The organism is Pseudoalteromonas sp. Angola-4 (genome assembly GCF_028599265.1).
Lineage (GTDB): Bacteria > Pseudomonadota > Gammaproteobacteria > Enterobacterales > Alteromonadaceae > Pseudoalteromonas > Pseudoalteromonas atlantica.
Genome location: NZ_JAQREK010000004.1, coordinates 169730 through 194863, shown reverse-complemented (window position 1 = coordinate 194863; position 25134 = coordinate 169730). Strand labels below are relative to the sequence as shown.

Below are 25134 nucleotides of genomic sequence, written 5' to 3'. Positions count from 1 at the left end.
AAGCCTTTAAATATCAGGGCTTTATAAAAGTTAAGGGGGTCTGTGTGATTACGTTTTTATTAAATGACACGCCAATAGAAGTAGAAGAATGCTCGCCAAGTCTCACCATTTTGGACTGGCTTCGCACCAAAAAAGGGAAAATGGGCACCAAAGAAGGGTGTGCAACAGGCGATTGTGGCGCATGCACAATTTTAGTTGGCGAAGAAAAACTAAATTCAAACGGTGAGCCAGTTTGGCACTATAAAACCATTAATAGCTGCCTGCTTTTATTAGGTAATGCACACGCAAAACACATAGTAACCGTAGAGGCTGTAACAACAGGGCTTTACCCTACACTTAACGATTTACATCCGGTGCAACGCGCATTGGTTGAGTGCCATGGTTCGCAATGTGGTTTTTGTACCCCTGGCATAATAATGAGCATGTTGGCGCTTTATATTAATAACCCGAGTTACCCAGGTAAAAAAGCCGCTATTCATGCTTTAGGTGGCAACTTGTGCCGTTGTACTGGCTACAGCCCTATTTTACTTGCAGTTGAAAAAGCCTACCGCTATGAGCGCAAAAATGAGCCTTACTCAGCCATGGCAGCTCAGTTTAAAGCCTCACTTAATACGCAACATGATGACGATGTTCCATTTTTAAAAAATGGCCCTCGTACGTTTTATTTACCACAAAGTGCAGCGCAACTTGTTGAGCTTAAAGCGCGTTACCCGCAGGCACACTTGGTTGCTGGTGGCACCGACTTTGCCATTGAGCTTAGCCAAAACATGCTATTGCCCGATATTATTATATCGCTTAGCCAAACCAGTGAACTGTGCACTTTAAGCGATAACAACGGCGAGCTACATATTGGTGCAGCACTACCTTACAGCCAATTTATTGAAGCGTTTTACACTTACTACCCTGAGTCTAAAGAGCTGTTTGAACGCCTTGGCTCTAACCAAGTACGTAACAGTGGCACCTTAGGTGGCAGCATAGGAAATGCCTCTCCAATTGGCGATCCTGCCCCTTTACTTATTGCACTTAATGCCACCTTAGATTTATTAAGCACAGCAGGCACACGTACAATAAACGTGGCCGACTACTTTGTTGATTACAAAAAAACAGTCATTAAAAGCGATGAAGTCATTAGCAAAATTACCGTACCTAAACGCCCAGACTCGTTAAAGCTTGCGTGTCATAAAATTTCAAAACGCTTTGAAGATGATATATCTACTGTGTGTTTAGTGCTGGCTATAGAGCAAACGCAAGGCGTAATTAGCAATGCCCGCTGCGCCATGGGCGGTATGGCTGCCATACCAAAACGCGCCGCACACATAGAGCAAAAGCTTAATACTCAGTCCTTGCAAGTAAGCACCTTTATAGATGCCGCTAGTGCTATAAATGATGACTTTGATCCCATGAGCGATGTACGTAGCAGCGCACATTACCGCACTACGGTAAGCAAAAACTTGCTACAGCGTATTGGTATTGAGTTTTGCGGTGCACAACCAAGCAGTAAAAATAATAACAACATTGCCATTACGAGGATTTCACATGCGTCACTTTGAAATGGATAAACTAAAAGCCCAAGGCGGAAGTGTTGGCCAATCTAAGTATCACGAAAGCGCAATAAAGCAAGTATGTGGCAATGCAAACTACGCCGACGATAACCCAGAGCCCCATGGCTGCTTGCACGCCTACCCTGTACTTGCGCCTATTACCAGCGGCTTTATTAAATCAATTGATACAAGTAAAGCGCTTGAAGTGGCAGGCGTTAAACGTATTTTATCGGCTGATGATGTACCCGGTAAGCTTGATATTGGCCCAGTATTTCCTGGGGATATGCTATTAACCAATCACGAAATTCAATACCACGGGCAACCTGTGCTAGTAGTGGTTGCCAAAAGCTACGCCATTGCGCGCCGCGCTGCTCGCTTAGTGGTTATAGAGTGCGAGCAAACCACCCCCATACTTGATATTAAAGAAGCGATTAAAAAAGAGCACTGGGTAAGGCCGCCACACTCACTTAACCGCGGTAATAGCGAGCAAGCCATAAATAATGCAGCCCACCAACTTACAGGCGAAATACACATAGGCGGGCAGGAACACTTTTACCTTGAGGGGCAAATAGCACTTGCTCAGCCCGACAACGATGGCGGGATTCATGTGCAATGTTCTACGCAGCACCCAACAGAGGTGCAGCACTTAGTTGCTAAAATTTTAAAAAAGCCATTTAGCTTTGTAAACGTAGAAACCCGCCGTATGGGCGGAGCCTTTGGCGGTAAAGAAACCCAAGGCGCACCCTGGGCTTGCCTTGCTGCCCTTGCAGTTTACTACCTTGGCTGCGCCGTTAAAATGCGCCTAGCCCGCAGCGACGACTTTAAACTTACCGGCAAGCGCCACCCATTTTATAACCAATACCATGTAGGGTTTGACGAAAATGGCCTAATTGAAGGCGCTGATGTAACCGTAAATGGGTTTTGTGGTTATTCACCTGATTTATCTGATGCCATTGTCGACCGCGCAATGTTTCATGCAGATAACGCGTATTACTACCCAGCTGCCACCATTAAAGGGAATCGCTGTAAAGTAAACACCGTAAGCCACACCGCATTCAGAGGATTTGGTGGCCCGCAAGGCATGATCATGGGCGAGCTAATAATGGACGATATAGCCGCTAAATTAGGTAAAGACCCGCTTGAGATCCGAAAACTTAATTTATACAAAAAAGGCCGCGACACTACGCCGTACCATCAAACAGTAGAGCAGCATATTTTAAAAGATATGATAAGCCAGCTTGAGGAGTCAGGTGATTACTGGGCGCGAAAAAAGGCAATTAAAGCCTTTAACGCATCATCCCCTATTATCAAAAAAGGCCTTGCGATGACGCCGGTTAAATACGGTATATCGTTTACCGTACAGCACTTAAACCAAGCGGGTGCACTCGTGCATGTATATAGTGATGGATCAATTCATTTAAACCATGGCGGCACCGAAATGGGCCAAGGGCTTAATACAAAAATAGCGCAAATAGTAGCCCATGGCTTTGGCGTTGATTTTGACGCAGTAAGCATAAGCGCTACTCGTACCGACAAAGTACCCAACACCTCGCCAACTGCTGCATCAAGCGGGACTGACCTAAACGGCATGGCGGCGCTAAACGCGGTAAATACCATAAAAGAGCGTTTAATAAACTTTATAAGTGAGCACTTTGAAGTAGACAGCCAAAGTATTGTATTTAAAGATAACCTCATTACCTTTAGTAACGGCGAAATTAGCTTTAGCGAACTTGCAAACCTTGCTTATATGAATCGTATATCGCTTTCATCAACCGGTTATTACGCCACGCCTAAAATTCATTACGATAGAGCGAAAGGCGAAGGCCGGCCATTTTTTTACTACGCACACGGCGTAGCGCTCAGTGAAGTAGAAGTAGATACGCTGACAGGCGAAAACACCGTAACCCGCGTGGATATACTGCACGATGTGGGCAGCTCAATTAACCCTGCACTTGATATAGGCCAAATTGAAGGTGCCTTTGTGCAAGGTATGGGCTGGCTTACCACCGAAGACTTACAATGGAATGATAAAGGCCAGCTTGCAAGCTTTGGCCCTGCTAACTATAAAATTCCTGCAATTGGCGATACCCCTGCCGAATTTAATGTAAATTTATATAACTCGGCCAATCCAGAAACCACGGTATTTAGATCAAAAGCGGTTGGCGAGCCACCGTTTATGTTGGCCTTTAGCGTATGGAGCGCTATTCGAAATGCCATAAGCAGTGTGGCCGATTACAAATACACCGCCCCACTTGATACACCCGCCACACCTGAGCGTGTATTAAATGCAATTGAGCAAACCGCTAGCTGGTTTAAGGAGCAGCAACATGGCTAATTTAAATGAGTCGTTTCAGGGTTTTCATACGCAAAATTGGGCACAAGCTATAAACGAGCACGAACAAAGCGGCACTAATTATGTTATTGCCACTGTGCTGGGAACTAATGGCTCAACCCCACGTGGCACGGGCTCTAAAATGGTAATAAGCGGAGAGCACATTTACGACACCCTTGGCGGTGGACACCTTGAATACGTAGTTATAGAAAAAGCCCGCGAGCTACTTGCCAAAGGCGGGGCAGCCCAAGTGATAGAGCAATTTAACCTAGGCGCAAATTTAGGCCAATGCTGCGGGGGAGCTGCCACCGTTATGCTTGAGTGCATGCAATGCGAGCGCTTTACCCTCGACATATACGGCGCAGGCCATGTAGCACAAGCGCTTATTGGTATATTGGCACAGCTGCCTATGCGCATACGCTGGATAGATAGCCGCGCCGATGTATTCCCGCAGGTTATTCCTAATAACGTAATAAAAGTGGTTGATGAAGAGCCAACAGAGCAAGTTAAACGCGCGCCAAAGGCTAATAATTACTTAATATTAACCCATAACCACCAGCTCGACTTTGCACTTACACAAGCCATTATTAAGCGCGCTGATGCTAATTGGCTTGGTGTTATTGGCTCAGATACTAAAGCAAAACGCTTTAAACAGCGCTTAGCCCATCGCGATTTTACCACCGAGCAAATAAAGCAAATGACCTGCCCTGTAGGGCTTGAAAATGTAACGGGCAAGCTCCCTATGGAAGTAGCAATATCAATTAGCGGGCAGTTAATTGGGCTTTATCAGGCTATGCAAACCCATGCGCCCAAACGCCAAGGCCTGCAATGGCGTGCACTTAAAAATGCCTTAATTAGCACCACGCACGAGGAAGAAAACGCATGAGTAGCTTAAAAATTAATAACCTAAATGAAGCGCAAGCGCATCAAGCATTAGAGCATTGCTGCGCCGCCCCTAACTGGGTAAGCGGTATGCTAAATATCATGCCATTTGAAAATAAAGAGCACTTATTTAACAGCGCTCAAAGCGTATGGGATAGCCTAGGTGAGAGCGATTATTTAGCCGCTTTTGAAGGCCACCCGCAAATAGGCGATTTATCAACATTAAGTAAAAAGTACGCCGCTACAGCGCAAAAAGCGGGGCACGAACAATCAGGAATGAGCAAAGCAAACGAGCAAACCCTAAAAAAAATGATTGCGCTAAATAAAGAATACCTCAGTAAATTTGGCTTTATATTTATTGTGTGTGCCAGTGGTAAAAGTGCTGAGCAAATGCTTGAACTTATTGAGCAGCGCATACACAACACCCGCAGCACAGAGCTTAATATAGCCGCGGGCGAACAAGCCAAAATAACAAAAATAAGATTGGAGTCATTGCTATGAATAAAAGCCCTATCACTACCCATATTTTAGATACCAGCACAGGCAAACCGGCTGAAAATGTAGCTGTACAATTGTTTGTATACGCTAATAACGAGTGGCAATTAATTGCTCAAGGTAAAACAAATAGCGACGGGCGAATTACCGACTGGCTCAACACAGACGTAGAATTTGCAACCTATAAACTGGTTTTTGACTTAGACAGCTATTATGAAAGCCAAGAAACACCTGCGTTTTACCCTGAGGCGCAAATTACCTTTAGATTACAAGATCAAAAGCATCATCACATCCCATTATTGCTTAGCCCATTTGGCTACTCAACGTACAGAGGCAGCTAATTATGAGCACGCAAAATAATAATAAAATGACCGTAATTTGTGCCAACATACTCGATTTTGTTGACGACCCCGCCATCGCAGGCGAAAGCGCCCATCGCTATTTTGAAAAAGGCGCGTTAGTTATTCAAAACGGCAAAGTGGTTAACCTTGGTTACGAGCAAGACATACTGCCAAGCATTGATAAGTCAGCCACTATTATTCGCCACGATGGTAAATTAGTAATGCCCGGCATGATAGACACGCACATACATTTGCCGCAAACCGAAATGGTAGGCGCGTATGGTGAGCAGCTTTTAAGCTGGCTTACCGAATACGCGTTTCCAACCGAAAAAAAGTTTACCTGTGAGCACTATTCAAAAGATATATCTAATCGCTTTTTAGATGAGCTACTGCGTAATGGCACCACTACCGCATTGGTATTTGGCACTGTGCACCCGCAATCGGTAGATGCGTTTTTTAACGAATCTCAAAAACGTAATTTACGTATGATTGCCGGTAAGGTAATGATGGACAGAAACTGCCCAGATGACTTATCAGATTGCGCGCAAACCAGTTACGATCAATCAAAAGCACTGATAGAAAAATGGCACAATGTTGATAGGTTAAGCTATGCAGTAACGCCACGTTTTGCGCCCACATCTACCCCAGAGCAACTACAAAAATGTACTCAATTATTAGAAGAATACCCCGACACCTACCTGCATACCCACTTATCTGAAAACAAAGACGAGTGCGAATGGGTAAAAGGGTTATTCCCAGAGGCTGATGATTACCTAGGCGTGTACGAGCAAGCTAAAATGGTGCGTAAACGCTCGGTATTTGCCCATAGTATTCATTTATCTGAGCGCGAGCTGTGCTGCCTTGCCGATAACAACGCGGCTATATCGCACTGCCCTACCTCTAACTTATTTTTAGGCTCGGGCCTTTTAAATTTAAAGAGATGTGAAGAGCATGGAATAAATGTGGGTATGGGTACCGATGTAGGCGCAGGCACAAGTTTTTCTATGCTACAAACAGGTAACGAAGCGTACAAAATTCAGCAGCTACAGGGTCAAAAGTTCTCAGCATTTAAAGGGTTTTATTTAGCCACCCTAGGCGGCGCGCGTGCCCTTGATTTAGAAGGCACCATAGGTAACTTTAATGAAGGCTGCGAGGCCGACTTTATTGTAATGGATTACGCGGCCACCTCCTTTTTAAAGTTCAGAATTGGCCATGCCAAAACCCTTCACGAACAGCTTTTTGCCATAATGATGCTAGGCGACGACCGCTGTATTGAACAAACCTACATTATGGGTAAAAGCGTGTATAAACGCGACGAACAAGCCCAGTTTGCAGCCACACCCACACCCGATTTAGAAGAGGCATAACCCGATGGAAAACTATTTATTTGAGCTTGCTCATTTGGTGTTTAGATACTTTCACGTGGTAGCAGGTATAGCGTGGATTGGCGCCTCATTTTATTTTGTGTGGCTTGATAATAACTTACAAACACCGCCACAATGGAAACAAGATAAAGGCATAAAAGGCGATTTATGGGCTATTCATGGCGGCGGCTTTTACGAAGTGGCTAAGTATCAAAATGGCCCAGAACAAATGCCCTCTACCCTACATTGGTTTAAATGGGAGGCCTACACAACCTGGATCAGCGGCGCGCTGTTATTTACGCTGTTATATTATGTGGGCGCAGATGTGTATTTACTCGATGCCAGTAAAAGTGAGCTCAGTAAGTTTGCAGCTATTGGTGCATCACTTGGTTTTATAGGCTTAGGCTATGGTGTTTATCGGTTATTATGTAAAAGCCCGCTTGTTGAAAACGGCAAGGCATTTATTGCCCTAGGTGTAGGCTTTTTAGCGTTATGGACGTATGGGGTTGATCAGCTATTTAGTGACCGCGCAGTGTATATTCATGTTGGTGCATTAATTGGTACCTGTATGGCCGGTAATGTATATCACATTATAATGCCTGCACAGCGCTACATGGTAGGCGAAGTAGAAGCTGGGCGCATTCCTGATTCAGCGCCGGGTTTAAAAGCAAAGCAATGCTCAGTACATAATAACTACGCCACCCTACCAGTTATTTTTATTATGCTAAGTAACCATTTTTCGTATACCTATAGCCATGAGTTTGGTTGGTTAGTGCTTATTGGCTTTTTTATTATTGGTATGTGGATACGCCACTTTTTTAATTTAAAGCACCAAGGTGTTAATAAGCCTTCAGTACTAATAAGCGGTATTGCCGCGTTTTTTGCGTTAATGCTAGCCATTGCACCGTGGCCAAGTAGTTCTGTAAACGCGAATAATGAGCTACAAGCAAGTATAAGTGATGCGCAAGCATGGGATATTATTAATAAACACTGTACACAGTGCCACAGTGAAACCCCTACATCGAAGCTTTTTCAAACCGCGCCGCTCGGCTTTAAGCTCGACTCACTTGCTGATGTAAAAAAAGCCAGTGCACTTATTCATACTCGCGCCGTTATTACCAAAGATATGCCATTGGCTAACATGACCAAAATGACTGATGCAGAGCGTGAAGTGCTTGGCACTTGGCTTAGCGCAGTAAAAAAGGAGCAGTAACATGAGCGAGCAATTTAAACATTACCCGCGCGATTTAATTGGTTATGGTGCACACACTCCGCATGCCAACTGGCCTAATAAAGCCCGTATAGCCGTGCAAGTAGTATTAAATTACGAAGAAGGCGGTGAAAACTGTGTACTGCATGGTGATGCAGCAGCCGAAACGTTTTTATCTGAAATAGTCAGCGCTCCCCATGTAGAAGACCGCCACATAAGCATGGAGTCTATTTACGAATATGGCTCGCGCGCAGGTGTGTGGCGCTTACTTAAACTCTTTAAAAAATACGATATACCGGTCACCATTTTTGCTGTGGCAATGGCCCTTGAGCGCCACCCCGATGTAGCTAAAGCGTTTGTTGAAGCTGGGCACGAAATTGCAAGCCACGGCCTGCGCTGGATTAATTATCAACATATAGATAAACAAACCGAGCGCGAGCACATGCAAAAAGCCATTGAAATCATTCAAACACTTACTGGTAAAAAGCCCACAGGCTGGTACACCGGGCGCACAAGCCCTAACACAGCAGCCCTTGTGGTTGAAAATGGCTCGTTTTTATATGATGCCGACGATTACAGCGACGACTTACCCTTTTACAGTATTAAAGAAGGTAAACCACAGTTAATAGTGCCCTACACGCTTGATGTAAACGACATGCGCTTTGCTGCAGTGCAAGGCTTTAATGCCGGCGATCAGTTTTATAATTATTTAAAAGATGCGTTTGATACGCTTTATGAAGAAGGCGACCCACAAGGTGAAAACGCCCCTAAAATGATGTCGATAGGACTGCATTGTCGCTTAATTGGCCGTCCTGGGCGCATTAAAGCCCTTGCACGGTTTTTGGAATATGCTAAATCGCATGAGCAAGTGTGGTTTGCCACGCGCGAACAAATCGCCGAGCACTGGCTTAAAACTCATCCGTATAATACCAATCCGCAATAGTACTTAATCATTTAGTTATGCGCATTGGTATAATGAAGCCTAGATGTGAGCCGTTAAAACTAAACTCTAAGAGCTTATTAGATTTATCGTAAAACAAAAAAAGCCCAGCAGTGCTGGGCTTAAGGTCACTTTAGGAGTAGTTAATTAAATGACACTGTAATGATGTTAGAACATACATTTTCAGTTACACATAATTGGTAATCGTACGATGGTAATGTAGCACCACGTACGTAGTCGCGGTAACGGCCGTTGTCTGATGTGGTATCAACCAGCTCACCGTTACGGTATACGCTTAATGACTCAGCGCCAACACGTTCCCAACTTAAATCTACACGCATAGTATCAAGGCGAGATTTATTAGCGCGTTTAAGGGTAAGCTCAAGCTCTACATCACTTACTACAACCGTTTGCGTTGACGTGCTTGTATTGCCTTCGCTGTCAGTTACGGTTAGTACAACATCATAATTACCAGAGGCTGCATAAACATGCATTGGGTTTTGATCAGATGAAGTTGCTCCATCACCAAACTCCCAGCTCCACTGTGTAATATCGTTATTTGCATCCGTACTTGAATCAGTAAAGTTAACGGTTAAACCTTGTGTTTCTACATCAAAACCCGCACGCGGTGGTTGTGGGCTAACTTCACCAATAGCGCTTAATGTAAGAGACCAAGTATTAATGGTACCCGTATCGGCTGCTGCGGTATCTTCAACGTGTAGCGTCCAATCACCTGTTGCCACTTCACCGTTAAATGACTCAGACGTAAAGCTTCTCACTATGTCGTCGCTTGAACCACCCACGTTGCTTTGTAGCGTTACTTGCGTGCCTTGTGCTGATACTAGCTTAACCACTAAGTCGCCTGAGTAAGTATGCGTAATATCAACATCCGCTGTTGTACCAAACACAGTTAAATCATCAGGTACATTAATTAATGATACGGCGCCCACTGGCGAGTTATCAGGAATATCAACACTTGCATTACTGCTGTAGGTAAAGTCGTTTAGGCCTACCGGTTGAATCATTAATTTAACTGACTGCTGTTTAACAATTTCATCCGCTGTTGCAGTAACGGTTAGCTCGTATTCACCCCACTGTGTATCAGTGTCGGTTTCAACGTTAAGCATTACTTCATCACCAGGGCGAGCCGTGCTAGCCGACAAATAAGCGCCGCTTAATGTTGATGATAGTTCAAGCGTTACTTCTTCATCCCACTGGGCAATTGAGCCAATGGTAAATGTGTAATTTGTAGCTTGGCCCGCTACAATTTGTTGCGTAAGTGGATCGGCTGAAATTTTAAAGCCAGGTGTAGGATCTGCATCAATAAGTGCTTGGTTAACATTAAGACGCGTACCTGCCACCGTTACACCTTGCAGTGCAGCGTTGGCATCGCCAGAGCTCATTAGTAATTCTTTAAGCTCTTGCGTGTTAAGTTCTGGGTTAATAGATAGCACTAGCGCTGCAGCGCCAGCTACATGAGGAGTCGCCATTGATGTGCCTGAGTAAGACGCATAGCTCTCACCTGGTGTAGTAGATAAAATTGCGCTACCAGGGGCGCCCATATCAACGCTGGTTAAACCATAATGCGAAAACCACGAAATATTATCGGTTTGATCCGTACTTGCTACAGATAACACGCTTGCGTTTTCGTAGTTAGAAGGATAATGCGGGTTTACATCGTTATCTATGGTGTCGTTGCCCGCTGCCGCTACAAACAGTAAATCGGCTGCTTCGCTTGAGGCAATTGCATCGGCTAATGCTTGGCTATAACCGCCACCGCCCCAGCTATTATTTAAAACACGTAAGTTAACACCGGCATTTTTAAGTCCTACCATGTAATCAATACACTTAATTGCATCTGATGTTGAGCCATTACCTGCAGCATCTAAAAATTTACACCCTACCAGCGATACTTCGTGGTTAACGCCTACAACACCTGTTGCGTTATTACCACTTGCGCCTATGGTGCCCGATACGTGAGTACCATGGCCTTCATCATCCATAGGGTCACCGCTGTTGGTAATTGCATTAATACCGTGCACGTCATCTACAAAGCCGTTACCGTCATTATCGATGCCATCTCCAGGCACTTCACTGCTGTTAACCCACATATTGCTAGCTAAATCGCTGTGGCTATAGTCAATACCAGTATCAATTACACCTACCACAACATCGCGGCTACCTGTCGAAATATCCCATGCTTCTACTGCATCAATATCAGCATCGGCAGTACCGCCTGTTTGGCCGTCGTTATTTAAACCCCACAACTCATCAAAGCGCGGATCATCAGGCGTTTGAGCAATGCTTACTTGGTAATCAGGCTCAACGTATTCAATCGCTTGGTGAGATTTTAAGCGTGCAATGGCTTCTTTAGTACTCATGCCCGAAATTTTAAACTTAGCTAACCGCCCAGAAAGTAAAGACTTATAGTTATCATCAATTTCATCAGCGTTTACATCTGAAATTTTTGCTTTAACTAACGAACGCGCTTGTTTACGCATTTGTGCTGATGCATTTTTTTTGTATTTAACAATTACAGCATCACTACTTGCTACAACAGGGTGTTTAACACCTGCATCAGGTAGTTTTGCAGCAGCTAAACACGGGAGTAAAGCAAGAGTGATAATAGATAATTTTGTTTTCATTGTTCTATCCATAGTTGGTTTAACTTAGCCGTACTAAGTAAGTTTACTTACAACTTCAAATACAAGAGGATCACGTGGCATAGAACTAGAAAACTAATAAATATGGATTTACACAAGTCAAAAAATAACAAACAACTAAAAATCAACATTTTTAACCAGACTGATTAACAAAAAAACATACAACACAGTCATTTTTATGAATTACCGTCCGCCATTTTTACCTTTTTAAGGACCAAACATTTTTACTAGTTTTCCTTCCCAGTTTTGTTCCTATATAGATACTTTTTTATAACTCGATGAAATACATAAAAAAATAAAATTGGTAAAAAAAGATGATTTAAGTCCTTCGCCGGGGAGAATACAGTGAAAGTGTTCTTACAAAAAAGTTTAGCCACTTTATGTTTAATAAAAATGACAGGCTTAAACTTAGTATTTGTAATAACAAACGATTTACAAAATCAAATTAACAGTGGATCACACCATTATTTCAGCACGGCATGCTGAGCGAAAATATCTTATTAAAATTTATAACACTTAAGGTATTTGATTTTACTATTTCAAGGAGAATAATAATGAAGTTGAATAAAACACTTTTAAGCTGCGCTGTTGCATTAGCAGTCGGTACCAGCTTTGCCTCACACGCAGATACACAAAACAAGTCAGTGTCTAGCTCGCAACTAAGTACACAGGTATCTACAGAGAGTCTAGAAAACAGCTTAACCCTCAGCCAAACTTCAAATGAAAATAACGCGTTTCTTTATCAAGAAGGCGACAGCAACACCATGCTTGTGACCACCACAGGTAACAATAACGACACTGAAGTTGTGCAAAGCCAATTTGGTAATTATGCCGAAGTAACAACAACTGGCGATAACAACACGCAAGTGTACTCGCAAGATGGCGTTGCTAATGGGTTTATTTCTGAGGTAACAGGTAACAACAACATGTTATTTGTTAGCCAATTTGGCCAAGGCTTTTTCGTAAATAACGAAGCGATTAACATCGTAACCGGTGATGACAACCTTATTGATGTAGAGCAAGGTAGCGGCGGCCACTGGTTCTACAACATGGATATGCAAGGTAATGCAAATGAAATCATGTCTTTACAACAGGGTGAATGGCATGAAGCAGAAATCACCATGCTTTCAGGCGATGAAAATACACTTGATTTACTTCAAGACGGCTACTGGGATACCTTTAAAGTAAGTAGCTTACAAGGTAATGAAAATGAGCTTGAAGTTGAACAAAACGGCGACCGTAACGCTGTAGCATTTAGTTCAATTTCTGGTGATGCAAATGAAATTGAAATTGAGCAAGATGGCTTAACAAATGCAGTAACGTTTGCAGCTGTTGTTGGCGATGATAACCAAATAGATTTAGATCAAGAAGGTTCATTAAATACAATTGAATCAAACTTATTTGAAGGTGCAAATAACGAAGTGACAGCAACGCAAGTTGGCGCTGAAAACTTAATGACAGCCGATTTAATTGGCGATAACAACGAGCTAACTTCACTACAAAACGGTGACTTTAACGAATCTTACATGGGTGTAATTGGCTCTGATAATGAGTTTTCAACCACTCAAGTTGGCGACTTAAACTCTGTTCACCTTGCTAACTTTAACGGCACAGATAACGATGTTGATTTAGTTCAATCTGGTGATGAAAACGTCATGCTGGTGCAATCGTCGTACCCTGATGTATCGCTTACATCAAACAATAACGATATTGATATTGCCCAAAGTGGTGCTCAAAACGAGGCAGTTGTTACGCTTGCTGGTATTTTAGATAGTAACGATAACCAAATCGATATTGCGCAAGATGGCATGTTAAACCTAGTCGATATGATGGTTGAAGGTAGTAGCCACAGTATTGATATTTCACAAGAAGGTGAAGGTAACTGGGTAAGCGGCGTTGAGCAGTCAGCCTTTTTAGTGGGCGGTGAAAACGTATCGTTTACAGTCACTCAAGTAGGTAACGATAACCTTGTTGAAGGCTCAGTAATTGGCTACGACAGCACGGTTTCTGTTACGCAAATTGGTGATGGCAACACAGCAACAATTACGCAAATGTAATTATTGAGGTGGGGAGGTTAACCCTCCCCATTTTACTATGAAAATAAATATTCTCTTACGTTACTACCTACTGAGTTTTTTTCTGTTTTTTTCTTCGCTAAGCAATGCTGCGCAAGAACTAGAAATAGATGGCTTACTGCTTGATAGAAGCATTAGTCGTTTTGGCCATCAATTTTATTACGAGTTTTCAAATTACTGGCGAGATCTCCCTTCAACCGCTGGTTTTAATATAGAAATAAGAGAAACAGTAATACCAAAAGCTGGCACAAAGCTTTCGCTAATTATGAATAACCAACTCGTGTATGTAACCTATTTAGGACGTAGATTAGCGCCCCTCGACGAACGCGTTGAGCAAGCTGTTTACACTGTAATAGACGCGATGGCACGCTCAAATATGGCAACATCGTCACCCGATATGGCAGTAAATGGATGGTAAAATGAAAAAAATAGCACTTATAATAATAACAACACTTAGTTTTTCAGCCTCGGCAACTGAAATAATTTATACCCCAATCAACCCAAGCTTTGGTGGTAACCCACTCAATGCCACTATGCTGCTTAGTAAAGCGCAAGCGCAAAACAAACACAAAGCCCCAACCATCGAAAAAGGCTACGCCGAGCAATTTCAAGACTCATTAGAGCGCACCTATTTAAACCGCATGGTAAGAGAAATTACCGATATGGCGTTTGGTGAAGAAATTGAAGACAGCCTATTTGACCAAGACTCAATATTTATGAGTGGCGATTATCAAATAGAAGTCATCACCAGCACAACCGACACTATTACAGTAAAAATAACCAATATATTAGATGACTCTGTCGTGATCATCGAAGTTCCGAGGTTTGGATAATGCGCAAAATACTCATAACAATAACTCTATTAGCCATAACTGGTTGCTCAAGTATGGGAAACTTAATCCCTCCCTCACAGCAAGTCGCCACCACATTAGAACCCACTGAAATATTTAGTGATTTAAAAAACTTACCTAAACCTGTAGGCAGTATCCCTGTGTCTGTATATTCGTTTAGAGATCAAACAGGCCAATACAAACCGCAAACTAATGTTAGCTCGTTTTCAACGGCAGTAACGCAAGGTGCTAACTCTATTTTAGTGCAAGCACTGCACGAGTCTGATTGGTTTACACCGGTTGAACGCGAAGGCTTACAAAATATTTTAACAGAGCGAAAAATTATTCGTGCAGGCCAATCTGACAACCCTAACCAACCAGATTTACCGCCCCTAACAACCGCTAAAATAATTTTAGAAGGCGGTATTATTAGCTACGATACCAATGTAAAAACAGGCGGTTTAGGAATGGAATACTTTGGTATTGGCGCATCTGAGTTATACCGTGAAGATGCAATATCTATATATTTACGCGCAGTTGATGTTCGCACTGGCCAAGTATTACTTAGCGTAGCCACGAGCAAAAAAGTACTTAGCCAAGAAATGCGTGCAGGATTTTTTAGGTACGTAAGCTACAAACGCTTAGCCGAAGCCGAAGCCGGCTTTAGTGATAACGAACCGATGAGCATATGTGTAACCCAAGCCATTGAAAAAGCACTCACAGACTTAATTACAAAAGGAATTGATAGAGGGTTGTGGGCACAAAAAGCAGCGTAATACCAATGCGCAATAACATTTGATTAAGCGAATTAGTATAAGGCTATAATTTAAAAATAAAAAAGGCTACATGATGTAGCCTTTTTTATATGAGTGTATACAACAATCGTTTTTAAAAAATTGCTATAACTACTTAGCCATAGGTAATAAAACCGATATGTAACGCTGAGCCCAATTTGCTAATTCAACACGGTTACGAGAATTGGTTTTTTTAAAGGCACTGTACAAATGCGTTTTAACGGTGTGGTCACTTATATTAAGTTTATCGGCAATGGCGTTATTGCTCGCCCCTTGAGCAATTAAGTGAATAACCGATTTTTCACGTTTAGTAAGGTGCGCATAATCCCCTTTTTTTAGGGTGATATCTTCTTGTAGGCTATTAAACGAAGAGGCAACCGAGAGAATATCTGAAAACGCTTTTGATATAACCTTTCGCGTAAACCATAACTCGCCTGAGGTTATTCTAACTAGCCCTTTAAAAATAGTTTCTGGTGCATCTGATTTATAAAACACGCCATTGAAATGATTTAACAGTAGGTTTTTTTCGCACACGGCATTGGGCTCTACATTAAATAAGACAACTTTATACTTTTTAGCGAGGCAAATTAAGTCGGCAGGCAGCAAATCTAACCAGTTATTTTTAGCGCCATCAATTAAAAATAAATCAAACTTGTCCCTTTTCTCGTTTTTAGGGATCACGTCGTCCATTTTAATATCGCCAAAAATAGCTTGCATGGTTTTTAATATAGTTGTGTAGCTTTCACAGTGAAAAGAAGATTGAAACGTGGTTTTTACAAAAACGGCGTGTGGTTGTAGCATAGATTTCTTCCTTGAAATGTTTAGACCACATTACCGAATTTATTAACAACTTACAATGCGCCCTTGGTATTATTCATACACGGCATAAAACAATCACCAATAATATTTAGTTAATATTTACAATAACTTAATGATAATGAATGAATTATTTTCATATAAAATACTGCTCTGATCAGTCCTCACATAACGTATAAAAGCGTGAGGTAACCCCGTTAGTCCAGCCAAAACCTTGCTGTACTACATATTCTCCGCCCCCTGCTTTTAATTGAGGCACGCACACATTGTATTTTTCTAATAGGCACTGATTAACAGAGAAGTCGTTTTCTACCATTGTTAACCAGTTTTGCATTATACGTTTACTAAGATCACTAAAACCGTAATTATTAAGCCCTTTAACAGCAAACCACTGCAGCGGAGCCCACCCATTAGGGCTATCCCATTGCTGTGATGTAGAGGTAACGGTAGTAACTATGCCACCGGCCTTTAAAAAGTCGCGGCTTAGTCGCTCGGCAATATGTTGAGCTTGTTGCTCAGACGCTAAGTTAAAAAATAATGCAGTACTTGCGGCAGCGCTTAACACCTTAGATTGACTCGCTTTGTGATGATTATAATCAACAAAAAAGTGTTGTTGCTCACTCCACATGTATTTATTAATCAGTGTGCGGCGAGCTGCTGCGTAGTCGCTAAATAAATCGGCTTGTTGGTTATTACCTAGCAACTTATTAAACTTCCTAAGCTGTTTTTCTAGGTTATAAAGCAAACAATTAAGATCAATGGGTAATATATCGGTCGTTTGTATAGAGCTAAGTGAATTAGGCTCAGCTAGCCAGCGAGAACTAAAGTCCCAGCCAGATTCACATGCAGCACGTATATGTCGATAAAAGTCGGGCTTTTTATGCTCAGCTAAGCCCTCTGCGAGTGCCAGATCTTCTCTCAGGGATTCTGCCCTAGGGGTTGCTTCATCGTCCCAATAACGATTTAACTTGCCACCGCATGGCATTTTTACAACTCGCCTTAGTGCCGTTTTCTCGTTCGTAAGCTCTTCTGCGCCTTGCATCCAAAACGCATACTCTTTTTCAAGCGCATCAACACATTTTTCAAGCCATGCTACATTATTGGTTTTACTGTGCTCGTGCTGCCATAGTAATTCAACCATAAGCGCTAAAATAGGTGGCTGTGAACGCGATAAGTAGTAACTGCGGTTGCCATTTGGAATACACCCATAATCGTTTATAAGGTCGATAAAGTTTTGCAGCATATCTTCAACAATCTCGGGTTTATTAGCATCAATTAAGCCGAGCGCTGTAAAGTAGCTATCCCAGTAGTATATTTCCTGAAAACGCCCACCAGGCACAATGTAGCTATGCTTTAATGCTAATAAAGAATCGGCTTTAGGTTTATCAGCCGCCCGTCTCAAACCATGCCACAAAGAGTTAATGTAGTGTTTAACACTTGCGGTATCTGGCTCACTTTGCATACGTAGTAAGGGGGTCGTAATAAAGTGAGCATTTACAAACTCTTTTAATTGGGCTTGATTAAGCGGTGCTGCTTGCTCATAGTTTTTACACGCACTTTGCCAGCTGGTTCGTGCAGTTGCATCTGCAAATGTTTTACAGTCATCAAAAATATGTTGGGTCTGTACATCTTTAAATAACTGGCTCTCAAAAAAATTCATAACAATCCTAAATCAATTATATGCTGGCAGCGTGCTGAGAAATGGCGCGGGTGCGCTGTTTAAAAATAATCACGCTTATAAAAATTAAGCTAATGGGAATTAACGACAGGTAAAATGCGTGCTGACCACTAAAATGCTCAAATACGTAGCCTGTGATCATTGAACCAGTTGTGCCTCCAAGTGCTGAAAACACAACGATTAACCCTGTCATGGCTGCATGCTGGTGCTTTTCTAATGCGCTGAGCATTACCGAATTTAACACTGGATAAATTGGCGCCATAAAAAAGCCAATGAGGGGCAAAACAAATGCAGCTAGTGGTGCATCAAATAGGCTAGTGATTGCTGTATTAGGTAGGTTTTCAGTTAGGGGTAACGTTATAATAATAAGTAATGCCATGGCGACTAAGCATCCGCACAGCACAAAAAACCAATTAATGTGCTTAAGCACCTGCCCCGCAACTAAGCGACCAAACGCTAACGCCGCTGCAAAAATACTCGCTAACTGAATACTTATAGCCACAGGCAATTGTAAAACTTGGTTATTAAAGGTTGGCAGCCAAGTGCCTACGCCTTGTTCAATAAGAACATATAAAAATGCACTTATAATAAAAATAAGCACCAAGGGCTGATATGTTAATTTAAGCATGGCTATAAAGTCACTCAAACTAGAGTCAGTTTTATTTTTATCAATTGCCGGCGCAATCGGTGCAATAACAACACTTAGTAATACAATTAAAGTAAGCGCAGCCAACGCGTAATAAACATTGAGCCACGCATTGCTTTGGCTTGGGTCTATAAAGGCGGTAAAAATCCAATAACCACTTAATACACCCACCATAAAAATGCCTTCGATGGTGTTTAAAAGTGACGAGTGACTATTCGCATCTTCGGTTACTTGGCCAATAATCGAATAAACAGAAACTTTGACTACCGCAAAGCCACAGCCTATCACTGCAAATAGCACTTTAAACATATAAAATTCGCTGATCAGTGCGGTGCTTAAGCACACTAATGCAACGACCGCTAAAGCCCCTAACATTGCGAGCTTATACCCTAACCTTGGAATGAACGAGGCAACAACAAAAGATATTATCGCAATTGATAAGTCTTTAAAGCCTTCCAAAACAGACGCCTCAGTTTTGCTAACGCCCAGTGTGTTTATTGCCTGCAAAATGACTGTTCCTACGCTATTTAATAATATTGCGAAAATAAAATAGCTTGCAGCAATTGCTAGTGTGATTTTTGCTTTACTCATAGCTTGCCTTACTTATAACGCAGTGCGCCATAACGATTAAAGCTAACACCTTTGGGTAATTAGCGTGTGTGTTTGTGTCAGTGAACGTTGAGTTTAGTGTAGAATAAAATTTAATGCAATCGTTTGCATTTTAAGTTTTAAAATTTGTATCTATCATCCATAAATCAACGTTTGCTCGATTGACGAGTTATTAATTCTATATCAATAACTTGAGATTCAACTTTTTGACCCATAAATTGTTGCATAAGCTTTTTAACTAAAAGTTCAGCCGCTAATTGAGTATTTTGTTTAATTGTTGAAAGCGACGGATGGCTAATATCTGCCATTGCTATATCGTCAAAGCCAACCAATGCAACATCATTAGGAATACTGACATAGCGCTCTTTTAACGCCTTCATTGCCCCTAAGGCAACCATATCGCTACAAGCCATTATTGCATCAAAGTAGAGCCCTTTTTCGCGCAATAGACTATTAATTTCTTGATACGCCGAACTACTAGTAATATCAATAGAAACAACGTGCTGCTCTAGTTTATGTGTAGATAGCGCAGCCGCATAACCACGGTGTCTTTCACTAATTTCACCGTGCTCTGGGTCACCTAAAAATAAAATATTTTTTGCACCGTGTTCGATTAAGTGCGCAGTGGCTTGCATTCCACCTAGGTAGTTATCACTGCCTACAATAGGGTAATTACTGGGTGTTTTAGGGTCTCCCCACACAACCAAAGGGATCCCCGCTTTAGCAGCCGCCTCTATATTGCGCTGATCTTTACCCTGCCCAACCACAATAATGCCATCGGCCCTTCGACCATTAATAAAATAATTGGCCCAATCGTGCTGTGCCATTATTGAATTAGACAATAAAAGCTCTAGCCCTTGTTGATTAAGTGCAAGATTAATTTCGCTAACCACTTTAAGTAAAAATGGATCGCTAATCGATTGTTCGGTTTGTTCATCTAAGTTAATGATAACAGCAACAACATTTGTTTTTTGCGTTCGTAAGCGGCTTGCAGCGGTGTTTAAACTAAAATTATGCTCTTTAGCGAGTTGTTTTAATTTATCGCGTGTTTCTTGTTTTATTAACGGGTTGTCATTTAAAGCACGCGAAACCGTAGAGGTAGACACCCCTGCCAGCTTTGCTAAATCAGCTAATTTTATTTTTTTGTTATCCATGAAAACCCTGAGCCGCGTTGTACTAACTAATGTTTAATGTAACTAGCTGACAATATAGCATTATTAATTTTTTCTGGCTTGCCTCACAGGCTAAAAAAGCCATACCTAGGCTTTTACGCTCAATATTTCTACAAATATAATTCATAAATAATTTACAAATAAATATTGCAAACGTTTGCATTAATCTTTAAGGTTTCATCATATACAGCCTGTTTACATAAAAACTTTGTTTACAGCGCAGTAAAAAACACACTGTTTAACACACTAAAAACGGGATCACACATGACATTCAATAAAGCAAAAAGTACATTAGCGTGCGCTATAACTTTAGCCTTGAGCTCACACGCCACCTTTGCACAAGAGCAAGCACAAGAAACCAAGGTAGAGCGAATTGTTGTTTCGGGCACACCTACCGGGGTCGGCATCAGAAAAATTGATGCAGGCTACGCTGTTACAAATATTGATAGCCAGCAAATTATTAAACTTTCACCTAAAAGCACTGCCGATCTGTTTAAAGCCGTACCTGGGGTTTGGGTAGAAAGCTCAGGGGGTGAATCTGGTGCCAATGTATTTGTACGTGGTTTTCCTGGCGGCGGTGACGCCCCATTTTTAACCCTAAGTATTGAAGGGTCACCCGTTTACCCAGCCCCTACATTATCGTTTTTAGAAAACTCTTCACTTTTTAGAATTGATGAAACGATTGAGACCATGGAGGCTTTACGCGGTGGGCCAAACCCTGTTTTATCAAACGGCCAACCGGGTTTAACAACTAACTTTAGGCTAAAGCGCGGTAGTGAAGACACCGAGGGCTTATTTAAATACACAACATCTGATTACGACCTACAACGAGTAGATGCTGTTATTAGTGGTGAAATTACTGACGATTTATACTTTATGGTTGGCGGCTATGTAAAAAGCTCTCCGGGTATTCGTGATGCAGGTTTTACCTCTGAGAAAGGCAGCCAATTTACCATTAATATCACTAAAGATTTAGATAATGGCGAGCTTAATTTTTATACCCGTCAAACAGATGACCATGGTGCATGGTACTTACCTACCCCACTTAATATTGGAGGGATTGACGCAGAATATACCCAACTTGGCACGTTAAACCGCCAAGCAACCATTTTTACCGGCCCCGATGCACAAGCACACGATATTGACTTAGGGGATGGCCGAGGCTGGGACGGCCATGTAACAGGCGGTAGCATTAAACTAGAGCTTGATAATGGTTGGCAATTTTCTGACCGCTTTAATATAACTAAAGGGGATGCCAATACATACGGGTTGGTGCCAAGTGGCTCAGCAACCACGGTTGGTGAAGTTGCCGATAATGGGCAAACCGCATTTGGTGCAGTAACCAATACTGAGTACGCAAGCGACACCCCAATACAACAACTTGGCCGCTGGGTTGTTTTAAAAGAAATTAGCTCATTTACAAACGATTTAGCGTTTTCAAAGCAATTTGATAATTTATCAGCCACGTTTGGTTACTACACAGCTAGTACATCGGCAAACGATTGGTGGAGTTTAGGTAATACGGCTTACCACGTACTAGAAGCCGGCGGCGAGTCGCTAACTGGCATTGAGTGTAATCAAAGCACTGATGGCTGCGATTTTAACTACGATATTAGCTCAACAGGTGATGCGCGCACCCATGCGTTTTATGTAACAGCTCAATACAAATTTGCCGACGACTTTACATTAGATGCAGGCGTGCGCCACGAAAGTCATGAAGTAGAATACAGTGTTGATGAAGACCTTGATGGAATTATTACCAAAACAGTTAACTATGATGAAAGTAAAACATCGTGGACAACGGGGATAAACTATTCAATAAACGATGACATGGGTGTATTTGCACGCGTAAACCGTGGTTATAAAATGCCTTACTTTGACGACTTTAGAGATAACTTTAGCGCTTATGAAGGCGGCGAAAAGCTAATTAAAGAAGTAACCCAAGGCGAATTTGGCTACAAGCTAATTTCTGACTCTACAGACTTTTACGCTACCTTGTTTGTTAACGAAGTTAAGGGCGATACATTTGTACGCCGCCCTGGTGTACCTGCAGAAATTTTAACAAACGAAGCGTACGGTGTTGAGCTTGATTATAACTTTAATCATCAGTCGGGTTTTTCGGTTAATTTAAATACCACACTACAAGAAACTGAAATTACGCAAAGCCCAACCAATGAAGGAAATGAATCTCAGCGTCAGCCAAAGTGGCAAGTGCGTATCACACCTAGCTACGACTTTGAGCTACAAGGTATGTATGCCACGTTATATGGCACACTGTCGGCTGTTGATGACCGCTTTGGTAACAACGAAAACACGGTGACTCTTGATGGCTACGAAAAAGTAGACTTAGGTTTAATTTTAGAACCTATGGAAGGCATAAAACTACAACTGGCCATTGATAACTTAACGAATGAGCAAGGTATAACAGAGGGCGACCCACGTAATGCCGATGCCCCAAATGGCCGCTATATTATGCCACGCACTACGCGCTTTAGTGTAAGTTATGCGTTTTAAATACTCTTAATAATAAAGGGAGCTTGGCTCCCTTTATTTTATTTTTTCGTTTAGTTTATTAAGCGCCTCTACCGAAAAGCCCCTATCGTAAAAATGTAAAATTTTACCTTTGCTATCTATTAAAACAACGCGAGTATTGTTTGGGTTTTTATTACCTGTAAATTTTTGCACAGCTTCACCATCTTCATAAATAGTGATTACCCCGCCCCATAGCTCTTTTGGTATACCCTTGCGCATACCGCTGTCTATAAATGTACTAAACATACGCGGGGCCATACCTGCTATGGTAGGCAGTTCGTAAGTGGGTAATGTAACTCCTGTCATATCTAAGCCAATTAACCAACGGTCTATGTCAAATTGGCTATCTTGTTTATAGCCTATGAGTAACAAGGTTTTATCGGCTTTAAAATTACTCGGTATGGTTACGCTTTTCTCATCTAGGCTTTGGCCGCTAATGGTAGGAAACTGCTTACCGGTAATTTGCTGATTTGGGTATTGGGCTGAGCACGCACTAAGCATTAACACCATAAATGCACTGGCTATTATTTTAATCATTTTAAAACCTTACACTGTTATAAATATCATACTGATACGTATATGAGGTAAAACACGTTTAAACCGTTTGCAATTTTAAATACGCTTTAAACTCACGAAGTGCCATAGGCTTGGCATATTTCCAGCCTTGGCCATAATGTACGCCAGCTTGTTTTAGTATGGCTTCTTGCTCATTTGTTTCTATGCCTTCTGCTACACAGGTGTAGTTAAACTTACGTACCAACGCCATAATATTGGGGATCATTGAGGCCTTTAAGCCTTGTGTTGTTATGTCTTGTACAAAGGTGCGGTCAATTTTAAGCTGATGAAAGCTCAAGTTTTGTAGATTTTTTAAGTTAGAGTAACCCGTACCAAAATCATCTATCGATAAATTAAAGCCCGCCTCAACCAGCCTTTTAAAGTGGGCATGGGCAACTGTTGAGTCTAAGTATTCGTCTTCTGTTATTTCTAAACAAATAATAAAGCGCGAATCGGTGAGTGCAGGTATGTCTTTTAAAAGCGCAATATTGCCTGTTTCTACATCGTAGGGAAAAATATTAATAGAAATTTTAAAATTGCGCGGTAATACCTCAACGGTGGTTAGCTCATGTAGTACTTTTTCAATCATGGCTTGGGTAAAGCGCCACGTTAAATTGGTTTTTCTGATAATAGGAATAAATTGATCAGGAAATAAAACCCCGTATTTATCTTCAAAACGGGCCAACGCCTCACAGCCAACCACTTTACCTGTTTGCAAACAAATAATGGGTTGGTAGGTCCAATAAAATGAGCCTTTTTTAAGGCCTTTGCGCACACGCGTAATAGTTGAGCGCCTAGCCGCTAAGCTATAGTCAATTAACAGTCCACTTGATACACCCGCTAACGAAATTAAAATAAGCGAAATAATCAATAAAAATTGATTATCAGCAAAAAATTGGCTCCACGGAAGTTGTGCGGCTGCGCAGTACCCGGGGTTATTAGTACTGCATTTTATAATTGATTCATAAGGTAAAAATGAGTGATTTTTTACCTGCTCATAAACCCCTTTAGCCCCCGCTAAATGAAACGCCTCGAGCGTGTTTTTATAAAGTACTTCCCACTGAGGAGAAACAATTACTTTATCGTTAAAAGCGCGCGTATCGACTATTAAATTGTAATTACCTTGCCTTACAATTATCACTTCCATTGCTCGACCACTAAACAAAAGCAAATACAATTGCGGTTCGTACCTTACGCGCACAGGTTTATTATCGTATTTATCAATTCGAATATAGTCGGGAGGATTATCGGTAATTGTAGCTGCCAGCTTTCCTGCACCGGTGGTGCAAACCAGCTCATTATTTGTAAAAAAGCCAATATCTATCACGTATTGTGCATCAAACAACGCGCGGCGCATTTCTATCAATGTATTGTTATTACATTGTTTAGCGTTTGCGTTATTTAGGCGGGTTAAAATTTTTCTACGTTCTGTTGCGGCAGCATCTATGTGTTGAACAATATAATTTGAATCTCGCGCTAACTGCCTACTTAGCTTTTGTGCAGCAAAGTACATCAGTGTGCTAGCACATATAATAAAAACCACGACACCGCTTAATACTGCAATTAAAGACCTACGTTGATATTGTTTCATAACACCTTTTTAAAGAAGCTGTGTGTGAGTCAGGTGCAATAATAATTGCATATCTGGGCATAAAAGCA

Annotated in this window: 19 protein-coding genes and 1 pseudogene; 13 read left to right on the top strand and 7 right to left on the bottom strand. The window is 41.8% G+C overall.

The features are described 5' to 3' along the window. Nucleotides 1-44: 44 nt before the first annotated feature. Genes xdhA through puuE form a run of 8 tightly spaced genes read left to right on the top strand, consistent with a single transcriptional unit; the run spans nt 45 to nt 9108 of the window. Nucleotides 45-1550 carry a xanthine dehydrogenase small subunit gene (gene xdhA / locus PSH48_RS07755; RefSeq protein ID WP_273611291.1) on the top strand — a complete coding sequence of 502 codons (1506 nt, stop codon included), beginning with the start codon at nt 45-47 and terminating at the stop codon, nt 1548-1550. Beyond that, the gene (xdhB, locus tag PSH48_RS07750) at nt 1537-3876 is read left to right on the top strand and encodes a xanthine dehydrogenase molybdopterin binding subunit (protein ID WP_273611290.1); all 2340 of its coding nucleotides are present in this window, start codon (nt 1537-1539) and stop codon (nt 3874-3876) included. Before xdhA ends, xdhB begins: the two co-directional genes overlap by 14 nt. Next, nucleotides 3869-4759, top strand: a complete 891-nt coding sequence (xdhC, locus tag PSH48_RS07745; RefSeq protein WP_273611289.1) for a xanthine dehydrogenase accessory protein XdhC — start codon at nt 3869-3871, stop codon at nt 4757-4759. The genes xdhB and xdhC overlap by 8 nt, the downstream gene beginning before the upstream one ends. Next, a complete protein-coding gene (gene uraD, locus PSH48_RS07740) occupies nt 4756-5256 on the top strand; it encodes a 2-oxo-4-hydroxy-4-carboxy-5-ureidoimidazoline decarboxylase (RefSeq protein ID WP_273611288.1) in 501 nt (166 codons plus the stop codon). The genes xdhC and uraD overlap by 4 nt, the downstream gene beginning before the upstream one ends. Then, the gene (uraH, locus tag PSH48_RS07735) at nt 5253-5591 is read left to right on the top strand and encodes a hydroxyisourate hydrolase (protein ID WP_273611287.1); all 339 of its coding nucleotides are present in this window, start codon (nt 5253-5255) and stop codon (nt 5589-5591) included. The genes uraD and uraH overlap by 4 nt, the downstream gene beginning before the upstream one ends. Nucleotides 5592-5593: 2 nt before the next feature. Continuing rightward, nucleotides 5594-6958 carry a guanine deaminase gene (guaD, locus tag PSH48_RS07730; RefSeq protein ID WP_273611286.1) on the top strand — a complete coding sequence of 455 codons (1365 nt, stop codon included), beginning with the start codon at nt 5594-5596 and terminating at the stop codon, nt 6956-6958. A gap of 4 nt (nt 6959-6962) precedes the next feature. Continuing rightward, nucleotides 6963-8168 (top strand): urate hydroxylase PuuD, encoded by a 1206-nt coding sequence (locus tag PSH48_RS07725; protein WP_273611285.1) that lies wholly within the window; start codon nt 6963-6965, stop codon nt 8166-8168. 1 nt (nt 8169) lies between these two features. Beyond that, nucleotides 8170-9108: an allantoinase PuuE gene (gene puuE / locus PSH48_RS07720; protein ID WP_004587051.1), complete on the top strand. Its 939-nt coding sequence runs from the start codon at nt 8170-8172 to the stop codon at nt 9106-9108. A 140-nt stretch (nt 9109-9248) separates the two neighbouring features. On the opposite strand, the gene PSH48_RS07715 is transcribed toward puuE, so the two are convergent. Further along, a complete protein-coding gene (locus PSH48_RS07715) occupies nt 9249-11750 on the bottom strand; it encodes a S8 family serine peptidase (RefSeq protein ID WP_273611284.1) in 2502 nt (833 codons plus the stop codon). Nucleotides 11751-12322: 572 nt separating this feature from the next. On the opposite strand from PSH48_RS07715, the gene PSH48_RS07710 reads away from it, so the two are divergent. The 4 genes from PSH48_RS07710 to PSH48_RS07695 are packed head-to-tail and all read left to right on the top strand — an operon-like array spanning nt 12323 to nt 15449. After that, the gene (locus PSH48_RS07710; RefSeq protein WP_273611283.1) at nt 12323-13825 is read left to right on the top strand and encodes a curlin; all 1503 of its coding nucleotides are present in this window, start codon (nt 12323-12325) and stop codon (nt 13823-13825) included. A gap of 37 nt (nt 13826-13862) precedes the next feature. Next, nucleotides 13863-14261, top strand: coding sequence for a curli production assembly/transport protein CsgE (locus tag PSH48_RS07705; RefSeq protein ID WP_004587048.1), 399 nt, complete (start codon nt 13863-13865; stop codon nt 14259-14261). Continuing rightward, a complete protein-coding gene (locus PSH48_RS07700; RefSeq protein ID WP_004587047.1) occupies nt 14251-14676 on the top strand; it encodes a curli assembly protein CsgF in 426 nt (141 codons plus the stop codon). The genes PSH48_RS07705 and PSH48_RS07700 overlap by 11 nt, the downstream gene beginning before the upstream one ends. After that, nucleotides 14676-15449, top strand: coding sequence for a CsgG/HfaB family protein (locus PSH48_RS07695; RefSeq protein ID WP_004587046.1), 774 nt, complete (start codon nt 14676-14678; stop codon nt 15447-15449). The genes PSH48_RS07700 and PSH48_RS07695 overlap by 1 nt, the downstream gene beginning before the upstream one ends. Before the next feature lie 129 nt (nt 15450-15578). Here PSH48_RS07695 and PSH48_RS07690 read toward each other — a convergent pair whose 3' ends face one another. The 4 genes and pseudogenes from PSH48_RS07690 to PSH48_RS07675 form a co-directional block, all read right to left on the bottom strand. Further along, the gene (locus tag PSH48_RS07690; protein WP_273611282.1) at nt 15579-16268 is read right to left on the bottom strand and encodes a response regulator transcription factor; all 690 of its coding nucleotides are present in this window, start codon (nt 16266-16268) and stop codon (nt 15579-15581) included. Nucleotides 16269-16440: 172 nt separating this feature from the next. Then, nucleotides 16441-17943 (bottom strand): trehalase family glycosidase, encoded by a 1503-nt coding sequence (locus PSH48_RS07685; protein WP_273611281.1) that lies wholly within the window; start codon nt 17941-17943, stop codon nt 16441-16443. Nucleotides 17944-17959: 16 nt separating this feature from the next. Next, entirely contained in the window at nt 17960-19198 is a 1239-nt protein-coding gene (locus PSH48_RS07680) for an MFS transporter (RefSeq protein WP_273611280.1), read from the bottom strand. Between the two features lie 164 nt (nt 19199-19362). Continuing rightward, a pseudogene (locus tag PSH48_RS07675) lies at nt 19363-20373 on the bottom strand (LacI family DNA-binding transcriptional regulator); the annotation flags it as partial. Between the two features lie 279 nt (nt 20374-20652). Between PSH48_RS07675 and PSH48_RS07670 the strand changes: the two are divergent. Beyond that, entirely contained in the window at nt 20653-22902 is a 2250-nt protein-coding gene (locus PSH48_RS07670) for a TonB-dependent receptor (protein ID WP_273611279.1), read from the top strand. Between the two features lie 33 nt (nt 22903-22935). On the opposite strand, the gene PSH48_RS07665 is transcribed toward PSH48_RS07670, so the two are convergent. Together PSH48_RS07665 and PSH48_RS07660 are read right to left on the bottom strand one after the other, a co-directional pair. Continuing rightward, nucleotides 22936-23457 (bottom strand): hypothetical protein, encoded by a 522-nt coding sequence (locus PSH48_RS07665; RefSeq protein WP_273589165.1) that lies wholly within the window; start codon nt 23455-23457, stop codon nt 22936-22938. A 58-nt stretch (nt 23458-23515) separates the two neighbouring features. Then, entirely contained in the window at nt 23516-25066 is a 1551-nt protein-coding gene (locus PSH48_RS07660) for an EAL domain-containing protein (protein WP_273611278.1), read from the bottom strand. Nucleotides 25067-25134: the final 68 nt, after the last annotated feature.

Coding starts and splice junctions, on each gene's coding strand:
- xdhB (WP_273611290.1), top strand. CDS start 1,537: ATGCGTCACTTTGAAATGGATAAACTAAAAGCCCAAGGCGGAAGTGTT.
- xdhC (WP_273611289.1), top strand. CDS start 3,869: ATGGCTAATTTAAATGAGTCGTTTCAGGGTTTTCATACGCAAAATTGG.
- uraD (WP_273611288.1), top strand. CDS start 4,756: ATGAGTAGCTTAAAAATTAATAACCTAAATGAAGCGCAAGCGCATCAA.
- uraH (WP_273611287.1), top strand. CDS start 5,253: ATGAATAAAAGCCCTATCACTACCCATATTTTAGATACCAGCACAGGC.
- guaD (WP_273611286.1), top strand. CDS start 5,594: ATGAGCACGCAAAATAATAATAAAATGACCGTAATTTGTGCCAACATA.
- PSH48_RS07725 (WP_273611285.1), top strand. CDS start 6,963: ATGGAAAACTATTTATTTGAGCTTGCTCATTTGGTGTTTAGATACTTT.
- puuE (WP_004587051.1), top strand. CDS start 8,170: ATGAGCGAGCAATTTAAACATTACCCGCGCGATTTAATTGGTTATGGT.
- PSH48_RS07715 (WP_273611284.1), bottom strand. CDS start 11,750: ATGAAAACAAAATTATCTATTATCACTCTTGCTTTACTCCCGTGTTTA.
- PSH48_RS07710 (WP_273611283.1), top strand. CDS start 12,323: ATGAAGTTGAATAAAACACTTTTAAGCTGCGCTGTTGCATTAGCAGTC.
- PSH48_RS07705 (WP_004587048.1), top strand. CDS start 13,863: ATGAAAATAAATATTCTCTTACGTTACTACCTACTGAGTTTTTTTCTG.
- PSH48_RS07700 (WP_004587047.1), top strand. CDS start 14,251: ATGGATGGTAAAATGAAAAAAATAGCACTTATAATAATAACAACACTT.
- PSH48_RS07695 (WP_004587046.1), top strand. CDS start 14,676: ATGCGCAAAATACTCATAACAATAACTCTATTAGCCATAACTGGTTGC.
- PSH48_RS07690 (WP_273611282.1), bottom strand. CDS start 16,268: ATGCTACAACCACACGCCGTTTTTGTAAAAACCACGTTTCAATCTTCT.
- PSH48_RS07685 (WP_273611281.1), bottom strand. CDS start 17,943: ATGAATTTTTTTGAGAGCCAGTTATTTAAAGATGTACAGACCCAACAT.
- PSH48_RS07680 (WP_273611280.1), bottom strand. CDS start 19,198: ATGAGTAAAGCAAAAATCACACTAGCAATTGCTGCAAGCTATTTTATT.
- PSH48_RS07670 (WP_273611279.1), top strand. CDS start 20,653: ATGACATTCAATAAAGCAAAAAGTACATTAGCGTGCGCTATAACTTTA.
- PSH48_RS07665 (WP_273589165.1), bottom strand. CDS start 23,457: ATGATTAAAATAATAGCCAGTGCATTTATGGTGTTAATGCTTAGTGCG.
- PSH48_RS07660 (WP_273611278.1), bottom strand. CDS start 25,066: ATGAAACAATATCAACGTAGGTCTTTAATTGCAGTATTAAGCGGTGTC.